Here is an 11,789-nt window from a genome sequence, read left to right on the forward strand (position 1 = left end):
CGGTATACGTTCGGTTCTAGGACCTAAAGGTTGGTGGGGGCGGGAAAAAACCTTTGAATTCATGAGCGTACGGAAGCCTGGAGACCGGGCTCCCTTGTTCTCATAATCCTTTGGTCGAGTGTTCAAGTCACTCACGCCCTACCATTTCATCTTTTGCATGAAAAGGTTCCCATGATTCTCGTGACGGGTGGCGCTGGTTATATCGGAACGCATACCTGCGTTGAACTGCTGAATGCAGGGCAAGACGTCACGGTATTCGACAACTTTTGCAACAGCCAGCCCGAGTCCCTGGCGCGTGTGGAGCGCATCACCGGTAAGAAGCCTCACGTGATTGAGGGCGATATCCGGGACCGTGCGGCACTGCTTACTGCATTGCGCAGCAGTGGCGCCACTGCTGTCATCCATTGTGCGGGTTTGAAGGCCGTGGGCGAATCGGTGCAGCAGCCCTTGGGTTATTACGACAACAATGTGGTGGGCACTTTGCGCCTGCTGGAGGCCATGGGCGAGTGCGGCGTGAAGACGCTGGTGTTCAGCTCTTCAGCCACGGTATATGGCGATCCGCAGCGTCTGCCGCTGACCGAGGACCACCCACTTTCCGCGACCAACCCTTACGGTCGTAGCAAGCTGATGGTGGAGGATCTGCTGCGTGATTTGCATCGCAGCGACACGTCCTGGCGTATTGGCATCTTGCGTTATTTCAACCCGGTGGGCGCGCATATCAGCGGCCTAATTGGTGAAGATCCTCGCGGCATTCCCAACAACCTGATGCCGTTCGTGGCCCAGGTGGCTGTGGGGCAGCGTGAGTTTTTGAACGTCTGGGGCAATGACTACGACACACCCGATGGCACCGGTGTGCGTGACTACATCCACGTGGTGGATCTGGCCGTGGGTCATCTGAAGGCGCTGGAGCGTTTGCAGTCTGTGCCTGATTTCCTCACGGTGAATCTGGGCACCGGCATCGGCTATAGCGTGCTGGACATGGTGAAAGCCTTTGAGCGCGCTAGCGGCAAGCCTGTGCCTTATCAAGTGGCGGCTCGTCGCCCGGGCGATGTGGCGGCTTGCTATGCCGAACCGCATGCTGCCGCGAAGCTGTTGGGCTGGCGCGCCGAGCGTGGACTGGATGCCATGTGCGCCGATGCCTGGCGTTGGCAAAGTGCCAACCCGCGTGGGTTTGCGGCCTAAAGCTGCTTTTTCACGTCAGGCCGCGCGGCCGATGTCAGGCCAGCGCCGGTGTAGCCACACCCAGGCTACCAGGCCAATGCCCATCATGGTCAGAGATGCCAATGCCAGGGCTTGCGCAGAGTGCATGACCAGCGGCGCGAGTATGCCTGCCACCAGGCCATTGGCAATGGAACCCAGGCAGGCCTGCAGGGACGAGGCCATGCCGCGCCGAGCCGGGTAAAGGTCCAGCACCAGCAGGGTGACGGCTGGCACCATCATGGCCCAGCCCAGGGCGAAGATCGCCACCGGAATCAGGGCCCAAGCCACATGGGCCTTGAACAGCCAGTTGGCGACCACGTTGGCTACAGACACCAGCACCATGATGGCAAAGCCATGGCGGATTTGTGTCTTGGGTGCCACCTTGCCCGCCATGCGTCCGCTGATCCAGGCGCCCGTCATGATGCCGCTGATGGTCAGCACAAAAAACCAGAAGAACTCCGTAGGCTGTAGCGCCAGGATTTGCCCTAGGAAGGCCGGCGCGGACAGCACGTACAAAAACATGCCGTTGAACGGAATGCCGCTGGCCAGCGCCAGCAACAGAAAGCGCGGGTTGGAGCACAGCTCGCCGTAGCCTTGCAGCAGGTGCCGCGCATTGAAGGGTTGGCGCTGGGCGGGGTCCAGCGTTTCCGGTAGATAGCGGAAGTTGGAGATCCACAGCAGCAAGCCAATGCCCGCCAGAAACCAGAAGATGCTGTGCCAACCCAGGTGGACAAATAGCCACCCCCCGATGATGGGCGCGATGGCGGGCGCCACGCCAAAGTAGATGGTGACCTGGCTCATGACCTTTTGTGCCTGTGCCGGTGGAAACATATCGCGCACCACGGCTCGGGACACCACGATGCCAGCACCGGTGGACAGGCCTTGCAGGGCGCGGAAGAACACCAGTTGCCCAATGCTTTGCGACAGCGCACAGCCCATGCTGGCTACGGTAAAGACGGCAAGCCCGGTCAGTACGACCGGACGCCGGCCAAAGCTGTCGGACAGCGCTCCGTGGAACAGATTCATGAAGGCAAAGCCGAACAGATAGGCCGACAGCGTTTGCTGCATCTGTGCCGGCGTGGCCCCCAATGAGCTGGCTATGCCGTCGAATGCGGGAATGAATGTGTCAATGGAAAACGGCCCCAGCATGCCCAGCACCGCCAGCAAGATGGCCAGGGCCCAACGGGGCGCGACCCACAGTTGGGCGGCGTTAGGGTTCATGGTGCGATGGGATGGTGCTGCCCGCGTAGCATGAGGTGTCGCTGGCAATATCGTTGAGCTGGGTTTTGCTCAGCAGGCAGGTGGGTGGAATGGCCTGCAGCTGGATGCTGTCACCCGATGTCGTTGGCAGCGCTGATGCAATCAGTGCTGGCGACAGGTCGTACATGCAGGCGCAGGACGGGGCGTCGCAGCGGCGGCGTCCGGGGCAACTGCGGTGGGCTTGCACACCTACGGCCTGGGCACCCAGAGGTGCCCAACGGTCCAGCATCAGGCCCTTGCGCGGGACGAACAAACCCAAGGTCGGCGTGCCCAATGCTGCTGCGACGTGGAGCGGGCCGGTGCTGGCGGCCACGACGGCGTCGGCACGTTGCAGCAAATGGCTGAGCTGCTGCAAGTCCAGACGACCAAATGCATCGAACACCCCGGCTGGACGGCTGATGGCTGGCCACTGTTGTGCCAGGCGTTGGCTTTCGGCTGGTGATCCCGTCAGCACCACGGAGCGGCCTTGGTGGGCCAGCCGCGTCGCAAGTTCAACCCAGTGCGCGATGGGCCATTCGCGCGCCGAACCGGCGGAGAAAGGGTGCAGCACGACATAGCTGTCCTGCGGCAGATCGACTGGCATGCGTACTGCGGGTGCCCGCAGGTTCATCCACTTTTCTACGGCTGGCAGCGTGTCGTTGGCGGTGATGCCAAACGGGATGAGCATGCGCAGATTGCGCTGCGCCTCGTGGCGGGGCCAGCCATAGCGTTTGGTGAACACAATGTGGTTGCACCAGTGGGGCAATTCGGCGCCACTGGCCGAACCTATGCGGACCGGGATGGTAGCCAGGTCCAAACGCCCCGGGGTCTTGGCTGGATGGATATCGTTGTACGCAAGCAGTGCGTCAAAACCGGCCAGGGTCTGGTCTGCATCCAATGGGATGAAATCGCTGACGCCCATCATGGTCACCAGAGGCTGGTGGGCGCGGTTGCCCATCCAACTGATGTCTACCTTGACGTTGCGTTGCAGCAGACGCAGCGCGGGCAGCACGGCAATCACATCACCCAGGCCTTGCGGACCCAGGATCAGCAATTTGCGCGGCAGGGGCAGGGACTGCCGCAAGGCATCCCATGGACCCAGCGCGCCCCAGCGGCGTGCTGCTGTGCTTGCCACAGAGGTCTTTACAGGCCTGCCGCCGCCCGTAGTGCTGCTGCTTTGTCGGTGCGTTCCCAGGTGAACTCGGGTTCTTCGCGGCCGAAGTGGCCATAGGCGGCGGTCTTTTCGTAGATCGGGCGTAGCAGGTCCAGCATCTGGATGATGCCCTTGGGGCGCAGGTCGAAGTGTTCGGCGACCAGGGCTGACAGCTTGTCGTCGGAGATCACGCCCGTGCCTTCGGTGTAGACCGTGATGTTCATGGGCTTGGCTACGCCGATGGCGTAGGCCACCTGGATCTGGCACTGGCGCGCGAGGCCGGCGGCCACGATGTTCTTCGCCACATAGCGTGCGGCGTAGGCGGCCGAGCGGTCGACCTTGCTCGGGTCCTTGCCCGAGAACGCGCCGCCGCCGTGCGGGCAGGCGCCGCCGTAGGTGTCGACGATGATCTTGCGGCCGGTCAGGCCGCAGTCGCCTTGTGGGCCGCCGATGACGAAACGGCCGGTCGGGTTGATCAGGTAGCGCGTGTTCTGCAGCCATTCCTTGGGCAGCACCGGCTTGATGATCTCCTCAATGATGGCTTCGGTGAAAGAGGCCTTCATCTTGGTCGAGGTTTCGCTTTGGTCGGGGCTGTGCTGGGTGGACAGCACCACGGTGTCGATCGAATGCGGCTTGCCGTCCACATAGCGCATCGTCACCTGGCTCTTGGCGTCGGGGCGCAGGAAGGGTAGGCGGCCGTCCTTGCGCAGCTGGGCCTGGCGCTCGACCAGGCGGTGGGCGTAGTAGATGGGCGCGGGCATTAACTCTGGAGTTTCATCGCAGGCGTAGCCAAACATCAGGCCCTGGTCGCCGGCGCCGGTATTCAGGTGGTCGTCACTCGCGTGGTCCACGCCCTGGGCGATGTCGTTGCTCTGCTTGTCATAGGCGACGAGCACGGCGCAGCCTTTGTAGTCGATGCCGTATTCGGTGTTGTCGTAGCCGATGCGCTTGATGGTGTCACGCGCCACCTGGATGTAGTCCACATGTGCGTTGGTGGTGATCTCGCCGGCCAGCACGACCAGACCGGTGTTGGTCAGCGTCTCTGCGGCGACACGGCTCAGCGGGTCTTGTTTGAAGATAGCGTCCAGAATCGCGTCGGAGATTTGGTCGGCGACCTTGTCGGGGTGGCCTTCAGAGACCGATTCGGAGGTAAAGAGGAAGTCGTTCGCCATTTTGATTAAGCTCCTTCGTTTTGAAGACAATACACGGGATGCGTTGCTTCTAGCTTTGGGCCTCGGCGAACGCTTTAGCAGATGTGTTTTAAGTCGCCCTGCAAGTAGTTCAATTAACTCAGCGACAGCTTTTATTTTACCGCCTAGTTTTATGTCCCTGATATTCCGATGGTCTGCCTATCTGCCTCTGGCGGTGTTGCACATGGTAGGCGCACTGCTGGGCTGGGTGGCGTACCTGGCGTCACCCACCTACCGCAGGCGCTTTCGCGAGAACGTGGCCCAGGCCGGCATTGCCCCGCGCCAGGCACGCCGCGCGATTGCCGAAGCTGGTAAGTTGGTGACCGAGTTGCCCTGGTTGTGGCTGCGTCCGCGGGCGCAAAAGCTACCCAAGATCACCTGGCAGGGCGTGGAATTGCTGGAGGCCGCACTGGCCCAAGGCAAAGGTCTGGTCTTCATGACGCCGCATGTGGGCAGCTTCGAAGTCGTCCCGCAGGCGCATGCTGCGCGCTTTTCCGCGCAGTACGGCGACATGACGATCTTGTACAAGCCGTCCAAATTTGCATGGCTTGACGGCCTGCTGAAAGAGGCGCGTTCGGCGCCGGGTCTGGAAGCTGCACCCACCACCACTGCTGGCGTGCGCATGATTCTCAAGTCGCTGAAGCAGGGCCGCGTGGTCGGGATGCTGCCCGACCAGGTGCCAGGCGTTGGGCAGGGCGTATGGGCTCCGTTCTTTGGCCGTCCGGCCTACACCATGACCCTGGCTTTACGTTTGGCACGCCAAACCGGGGCACCAATCCTGGTAGCCTTGGGCGACCGTTTGCCCTGGGGGCGTGGCTATGTCATCCATGTGCATTCCCTGCAACTGCCGTTGGACCAGGGTGACGAAGTGGCTGCCACCGCGCTGAACCAGGCGATGGAAGCGCTGATTCGCCAACGTCCCGGCATGTACCTCTGGAGTTACGCGCGCTACAAACAGCCGCGCAAAGAAACCCCGCCCTCGGCTTGATTCTGGAGCGTTGATGTTGTCCCATGCTGTGATTGTTGTGATGCGCCTGCTGGCGCGCCTGCCCTTGTCCTGGCTGCGCGCCATAGGTTGGGCTTTGGGCATGCTTTTGTACGGGCTGCTGGCCGGCCGGCGCGCGGTGGCGATGACTAATTTGGCGCTATGCTTTCCAGAGCGCTCTGTGCAGGAACGGCGTGCGCTGGTGCGCAAAATATTCGTGCACTTTACCCAGGCTTGGCTGGACCGTGGTTGGCTCTGGAGCGGCCCGCCCGCGCGGACCTTGCAGCGCTTGAAGTTGACCGGTGATGTGGCCCAACTGCAGGGCGATGCGCCCACGGTTTTGTTCGTGCCGCATTTCGTGGGGCTGGACGCGGGCGCTACTGCGTTGTCGCAGCAGGTGCCACGCCAATTTAGTACCTTGTTTGCGCCGCAGTCGAATGTGGTGATGGACGCATGGATCGCCGAGGGCCGTCAGCGCTTCGGCAATGCGGAGCTGTTCGACCGGGGCGGGCCCATGAAGCCGATTGTGGCCCTGGTAAAGGCCGGCAATCCTTTGTACCTGCTGCCGGACATGGACTTTGGTGCCAAGGATGCGTTCTTCGTCCCCTTCTTTGGCGTGCCGGCCGCCACCGTGCCCTCGCTGCCGCGCTTTGCACGCTTGGGCCGGGCCAAGGTGGTGCCGGTGTTGACGCGCATGACGCCGCAGGGCTACGAGGTGCAGATACTGCCCGCCTGGACGGACTACCCCACGAACGATGTGGAGGCCGATACGGCACTGATGAACCAGCGCCTGCAGGACTACATCCTCCGCATGCCCGAGCAGTACTTCTGGGTGCACAAACGCTTCAAGACCCGGCCGGAAGGCTTGGCCGAGGTGTATTGAGGTTCGCTCTGTTTTTAGGAGCTACTGGCGCAGGTACTGCCTGCGCCAGGGGCCTAAAAGACTATTCTTCGTTGGCTGACTCTTGCGGCAGTGTGGATGCCTGCGGTGTGGCTGGATGGGCCCAGTCCCAGAGCAGTTGGCTGGCTTCGTCTATGCCGCGCTTCTTCAGCGCCGAGAACAGCTTCACCTCGCCGCCACCGGCCTGCAGGCGCGCGATGGACAGGGCCTTGGTGGACTCTTCGCGGTTCAGCTTGTCGGCCTTGGTCAGCAGGATCAGGAACTTCAAACCCTCCACCACGCGCGGGCGCACGATGTCCAGCAGGATTTCGTCCAGCTCGGTCAGGCCGTGGCGCGGGTCGCACATCATCACGATACCCACCAGGTTTTCGCGGGTGACTAGGTAGTTGGCCATCACTTGTTGCCAACGGATCTTGTCGGCCTTGGGCACGGCGGCGTAGCCATAGCCGGGCAAGTCGGCCAGCACGGCATCCATCACGCCCTGTTTGCCCAGGCTGAACAGGTTGATGTGCTGGGTGCGGCCGGGTTTTTTGGAGGCGTAGGCCAGCTGTTTTTGCTGTGTCAGTGTGTTGATGCAGGTGGACTTGCCCGCATTGGAGCGGCCCACGAAAGCGATCTCGGGCACGGTCAGCGGCGGCAGGTGGTGCAGCTGTGGTGCGGTGGTCAGGAACTTGGCCGTGTGCATCCAGCCCGAGGCGATGACGGCCTGGCTTTTGGTGGGAGTTGCAGGTGCAGCAGGGCTGCGGGGCGCGCCGGACGGGCTCGCCGCGGAGCCGTCGGAGGGCGGTGTAGAGGTAGGAATCATGCGATCTTCAAGAGGTTCTCATGGAGAGAACCGGACCCGCATTGTAGAATCATCGGGTTGTATGCACACGAACAGACATTAATAAGAACCACGATATGAAGCTTCTTGTCTCCTTGCTTACCGCCGTCGCTCTGGCTGCACCCATGTTCTCAGCTACGGCTGCCGAAGAGGCCGCTCCTGCATCGGCGGCAGCGAAGCCGGATTTGGTTAAAGGCGAGGCGAGTTTCACGGCGGTGTGCGCAGCCTGCCACGGCGCCGACGGCAATTCAGGCGTTCCGGCCAACCCCAAGCTGGCCCAGCAACATCCCCAATACCTGGTGAAGCAGCTGCAGGAATTCAAATCCGGCAAACGCAACAACGCCATCATGAAGGGCTTTGCCAGCACGCTCAGCGACGAGGACATGCGCAATATTGCCTACTGGGTTACCTCCAAGAAGGCGAAGCCTGGATTCGCCAAGGACAAGGAGCTGGTTGCTTTGGGTGAGCGTATTTACCGCGGCGGCATTGCCGATCGCCAGATCGCCGCCTGCGCTGGATGCCACAGCCCGAACGGTGCCGGCATTCCAGCCCAGTATCCGCGCCTGGGTGGCCAGCATGCCGACTATGTGGCTGCGCAACTGACCACTTTCCGTGATGGCTCGCGCAAGAATAGTCCGCAAATGACGCAGGTGGCCGCCAAACTGAATGACCGCGAAATCAAGGCTGTATCCGACTACGTGGCCGGCCTTCATTGAGGGGGCCAGGGTGCGGGTTCTGTGATGGAACCAAGCGCCATATTCACACACTAAAGGGCGGTCCATTCTTGATGGCCCGCCCTTTTTGATTCTTGCTATTGCAGATCTTTTTTCCTTCCATGACCGTTACCACCCACGGCGTTCGCGTCAAAACCGGCTCCCAGGCCCTGCGCTCCGCGGTGGAGTTGCTGTCGTCGATGCGTTTCTCGATCTCGCTGCTGACGGTGATTTGCATTGCCTCCATCATCGGCACGGTGCTCAAGCAGCAGGAGCCGCTGGTGAACTACGTGAACCAGTTTGGCCCGTTTTGGGCGCAGGTATTTGCGGCGGCCAGCCTGACCACTATTTACAGTGCCTGGTGGTTCATGTTGATCCTGGCGTTTTTGGTGCTCAGTACCTCGCTGTGCATTGCGCGCAGCACGCCCAAGATCTTGGCCGAGCTGCGCGTCTACAAGGAAAACATCCGCGAGCAGAGCCTGAAGGCATTTGCCCACCGCGCCGAGGCGGTATTGGACGAGGCACCCGAAGTTGCTGCCCGTCGCATTGGGCAAACCCTGGTCAGCGGCGGCTGGAAGGTCAAGCTGCAGCAACGTGACAACGGTTGGATGGTTGCCGCCAAAGCCGGTGCGGCCAACAAGCTGGGCTATATCGCCGCGCACAGCGCCATCGTGCTGATCTGCCTGGGGGGCTTGTCTGACGGCGACCTGGTGGTGAAGGCGCAGATGTTGCTCAACGGCAAGTCGGTCTACAAGGGCGGCGGACTGATTGCCGATGTACCGCAAGACTACCGCCTGGGCCCGAACAACCCGACCTTCCGTGGCAACCTGCTGGTGGCCGAGGGCTCGCAGGCCAGCGTGGCCATCTTGAACCAGTCGGATGGTGTGGTGCTGCAAGACCTGCCGTTTGCCATCGAGCTGAAGAAGTTCATCGTCGAGTACTACTCCACCGGCATGCCCAAGCTGTTTGCCAGCGACATTGTGATCCACGACAAGGAAAGCGGTGCGGCGATTCCGGCGCGGGTCGAGGTGAACCACCCGGCCAGTTACAAGGGCGTGGAGATTTACCAGTCCAGCTTTGACGATGGTGGTTCCTCGGTCAAGCTGCGGGCTCTGCCCATGGTGGCCGGGGTCAAGCCCTTTGAAATCGACGGTGTGATTGGTGGTAGCGCGCCAGTATCTCTGGGGGGGGGCGACGATAAGCTGACGTTGGAATACACCGCACTGCGTGTCATCAATGTGGAGAATTTCGGTGACGCTGCCGCTTCTGGTGCCGATGTGCGCAAGGTGGATCTGCGCCATTCCATCGACTCGCGCCTGGGCGCGGCGAACAAGACGCAGACCCAGAAGGTGCTGCGCAATGTAGGCCCCAGCATCAGCTACAAACTGCGGGATGCGGCGGGCCAGGCCCGCGAGTTCCACAATTACATGCTGCCGGTGGACACGGGTGACGGCGTACCGGCTTTTCTGTTGGGCGTGCGCGAGAATCCGGCTGATGCCTTCCGTTACCTGCGCATTCCTGCCGATGCACAAGACAGCATGGAGGGCTTCACGCGCTTGCGTGCGGCGTTGGCCGACCCGGTGCTGCGCGAGCGGGCGGTGCAGCGCTACGCTGCCAAGGCGGTAGACCGCAGCCGGCCCGAACTGGCACAGCAGCTGATGGTTTCTGCCGGCCGAGCCATGGCCTTGTTCGCCGGTAGCCAGGCGCCGACGGCTGCGGGCACGCCGAACGGTGGCTTGCAGGCCATCTCGGACTTCATCGAAGCCAATGTGCCGCAGGACGAGCGAGCGCGGGCCGGCGAGGTGCTGGTGCGCATTCTGAACGGCGTGCTGTTCGAGCTGGCACAGATCAGCCAGGAAAAGGCCGGTCTGCCGCCCCTGGAGCCCGACGCCAAAAACCAGGGCTTCATGACGCAGGCGGTGCTGGCTTTGAGCGATGTGCAGCTCTACCCCGTGCCCATGGTGTTTGAATTGCTTGACTTTCATCAAGTACAGGCCAGTGTCTTCCAGGTGGCCCGCGCGCCCGGTAAAAAAGTCGTGTATCTTGGCTGCGCCTTCCTGATACTGGGCGTGTTCGCCATGCTGTACGTGCGTGAACGCCGCGTATGGGTCTGGCTCGGCAGCCGCGATGGCCAGACGCAGGCTTCCATGGCGTTGTCCACCAACCGCAAGACGATGGACGGCGACCGCGAATTTGACCACCTCAAGAGCAAGTTGCTTGGGGCCAAGGAATCGATATGAATACAGCAACCGCACCCACCACCATCCAGTTGAACGAGGGATATTTCTCGCGCCGTAACCCTGCGGACTGGATTTTTGCCGCCCTGGTGCTGGCAGGTGGTCTGTTTGCGTTCAGCCGCTATATGGGCTTTATGGATGTCTATGAAAAAGGTATCTTGCTGGCAGCCATGCCTGCCGCCATCTGGGTGGGCTGGTTTTGGCGCCCCTTACGGGTGTTGATGCTGGCCGTGGCCGCCTTGTCCTTGCTGGCGATTTGGTCCTACCAGGTGGACGGGCAGGGCAGTTTGCCGCGCTCGGAGTCGGTGTTCTGGTTGAAGTATTTCTTGTCCAGCCAGTCGGCCATTCTGTGGATGAGCGTGCTGGTTTTCATGTCCACCATTTTTTATTGGCTGGGCGTGGTGGCTTCGGGTAGCAATAGCGCCAGCATGGAGTCCATAGGCTCGCGCATCGCCTGGGCCGCCGTGACCATGGCCCTGGTGGGCACCATGGTGCGCTGGTATGAAAGTTACCTGATCGGTGCCGACGTGGGCCATATTCCGGTCAGTAACTTGTACGAGGTGTTCGTGTTGTTCTGCTGGCTCACGACCACCTTCTACTTGTACTTTGAGGCCCAGTACCAGACCCGTGCCCTGGGGGCGATGGTGATGCTGGTGGTCAGCGCGGCGGTGGGCTTTCTGCTCTGGTACACCGTGGTGCGTGAAGCGCATGAAATCCAGCCCCTGGTGCCCGCCCTGAAAAGCTGGTGGATGAAGCTGCATGTGCCGGCCAATTTCATCGGTTACGGCACGTTCTCGTTGGCGGCCATGGTGGCGTTTGCTTATCTGGTCAAGCAGCAGGCGCTGGAAACCCGCTGGCACAAGCTCACGCCGCTGTGGCTGTTGGGCATTGTGCTGTGCTTCATGCCGCTGGTGTTCCGCAAGACCACGGCGGAGGCAGGCGGCAGCTACTGGGCGGTGTATTTCGCGATTTCGGCGGCCATCATGGGCGGCATCCTGGCTGGGCGTAAGCGCATCGCTTCGCGCTTGCCCGCTTTGGAAATTCTGGACGACGTGATGTACAAGTCCATCGCTGTCGGTTTTGCCTTCTTCACCATTGCCACTGTGCTGGGGGCTTTGTGGGCGGCCGAGGCCTGGGGCGGCTACTGGAGCTGGGACCCGAAGGAAACCTGGGCCTTGATCGTTTGGCTTAACTACGCCGCCTGGCTGCATATGCGGCTGATGAAGGGGCTGCGCGGTACGGTCGCTGCCTGGTGGGCGCTGGCCGGTCTGGGCGTGACCAGTTTTGCCTTTTTGGGCGTGAATATGTTCCTGAGTGGATTGCACAGCTACGGAACCTTGTAAGGTTT

The 11,789-nt window shown here is 61.6% G+C and carries 10 protein-coding genes; 6 read left to right on the forward strand and 4 right to left on the reverse strand.

Annotated features, from left to right (window positions below; genetic code table 11):
• The first annotated feature begins 171 nt into the window (after positions 1–171).
• Positions 172–1,182, forward strand: a complete 1,011-nt coding sequence (gene galE, locus AC07R0_RS19835) for a UDP-glucose 4-epimerase GalE (protein WP_495106125.1) — start codon at positions 172–174, stop codon at positions 1,180–1,182.
• A 15-nt stretch (positions 1,183–1,197) separates the two neighbouring features.
• Here galE and AC07R0_RS19840 read toward each other — a convergent pair whose 3' ends face one another.
• Genes AC07R0_RS19840 through metK form a run of 3 tightly spaced genes read right to left on the reverse strand, consistent with a single transcriptional unit; the run spans position 1,198 to position 4,764 of the window.
• Positions 1,198–2,421: a multidrug effflux MFS transporter gene (locus AC07R0_RS19840; RefSeq protein WP_495106126.1), complete on the reverse strand. Its 1,224-nt coding sequence runs from the start codon at positions 2,419–2,421 to the stop codon at positions 1,198–1,200.
• Entirely contained in the window at positions 2,411–3,574 is a 1,164-nt protein-coding gene (locus tag AC07R0_RS19845; RefSeq protein WP_495106127.1) for a glycosyltransferase family 9 protein, read from the reverse strand. The genes AC07R0_RS19840 and AC07R0_RS19845 overlap by 11 nt, the downstream gene beginning before the upstream one ends.
• An 8-nt stretch (positions 3,575–3,582) precedes the next feature.
• Positions 3,583–4,764, reverse strand: a complete 1,182-nt coding sequence (gene metK / locus AC07R0_RS19850; protein WP_076201660.1) for a methionine adenosyltransferase — start codon at positions 4,762–4,764, stop codon at positions 3,583–3,585.
• 151 nt (positions 4,765–4,915) lie between these two features.
• On the opposite strand from metK, the gene AC07R0_RS19855 reads away from it, so the two are divergent.
• Together AC07R0_RS19855 and AC07R0_RS19860 are read left to right on the forward strand one after the other, a co-directional pair.
• Positions 4,916–5,770 carry a lysophospholipid acyltransferase family protein gene (locus tag AC07R0_RS19855; protein ID WP_495098908.1) on the forward strand — a complete coding sequence of 285 codons (855 nt, stop codon included), beginning with the start codon at positions 4,916–4,918 and terminating at the stop codon, positions 5,768–5,770.
• A gap of 13 nt (positions 5,771–5,783) precedes the next feature.
• A complete protein-coding gene (locus AC07R0_RS19860) occupies positions 5,784–6,650 on the forward strand; it encodes a lysophospholipid acyltransferase family protein (RefSeq protein WP_495106128.1) in 867 nt (288 codons plus the stop codon).
• A 61-nt stretch (positions 6,651–6,711) separates the two neighbouring features.
• On the opposite strand, the gene yihA is transcribed toward AC07R0_RS19860, so the two are convergent.
• Complete coding sequence (gene yihA / locus AC07R0_RS19865; protein ID WP_495075480.1) at positions 6,712–7,353, reverse strand: ribosome biogenesis GTP-binding protein YihA/YsxC; 642 nt, start codon at positions 7,351–7,353, stop codon at positions 6,712–6,714.
• 215 nt (positions 7,354–7,568) lie between these two features.
• Between yihA and AC07R0_RS19870 the strand changes: the two genes are divergently transcribed.
• From AC07R0_RS19870 to ccsB, 3 genes are all read left to right on the forward strand, one after another.
• A complete protein-coding gene (locus AC07R0_RS19870) occupies positions 7,569–8,207 on the forward strand; it encodes a c-type cytochrome (protein ID WP_495098907.1) in 639 nt (212 codons plus the stop codon).
• Between the two features lie 119 nt (positions 8,208–8,326).
• The gene (locus AC07R0_RS19875; RefSeq protein ID WP_495106129.1) at positions 8,327–10,444 is read left to right on the forward strand and encodes a cytochrome c biogenesis protein ResB; all 2,118 of its coding nucleotides are present in this window, start codon (positions 8,327–8,329) and stop codon (positions 10,442–10,444) included.
• A complete protein-coding gene (ccsB, locus tag AC07R0_RS19880; RefSeq protein WP_495106130.1) occupies positions 10,441–11,784 on the forward strand; it encodes a c-type cytochrome biogenesis protein CcsB in 1,344 nt (447 codons plus the stop codon). Before AC07R0_RS19875 ends, ccsB begins: the two co-directional genes overlap by 4 nt.
• Positions 11,785–11,789 lie beyond the last annotated feature (5 nt).

This window comes from Rhodoferax sp. GW821-FHT07F03 (assembly GCF_059418745.1).

Bases quoted from the DNA above. Each gene is read 5' to 3' on its own strand.
- galE (WP_495106125.1), top strand. From the start codon at position 172: ATGATTCTCGTGACGGGTGGCGCTGGTTATATCGGAACGCATACCTGC.
- AC07R0_RS19840 (WP_495106126.1), bottom strand. From the start codon at position 2,421: ATGAACCCTAACGCCGCCCAACTGTGGGTCGCGCCCCGTTGGGCCCTG.
- metK (WP_076201660.1), bottom strand. From the start codon at position 4,764: ATGGCGAACGACTTCCTCTTTACCTCCGAATCGGTCTCTGAAGGCCAC.
- AC07R0_RS19855 (WP_495098908.1), top strand. From the start codon at position 4,916: ATGTCCCTGATATTCCGATGGTCTGCCTATCTGCCTCTGGCGGTGTTG.
- AC07R0_RS19860 (WP_495106128.1), top strand. From the start codon at position 5,784: ATGTTGTCCCATGCTGTGATTGTTGTGATGCGCCTGCTGGCGCGCCTG.
- yihA (WP_495075480.1), bottom strand. From the start codon at position 7,353: ATGCACACGGCCAAGTTCCTGACCACCGCACCACAGCTGCACCACCTG.
- AC07R0_RS19870 (WP_495098907.1), top strand. From the start codon at position 7,569: ATGAAGCTTCTTGTCTCCTTGCTTACCGCCGTCGCTCTGGCTGCACCC.
- AC07R0_RS19875 (WP_495106129.1), top strand. From the start codon at position 8,327: ATGACCGTTACCACCCACGGCGTTCGCGTCAAAACCGGCTCCCAGGCC.
- ccsB (WP_495106130.1), top strand. From the start codon at position 10,441: ATGAATACAGCAACCGCACCCACCACCATCCAGTTGAACGAGGGATAT.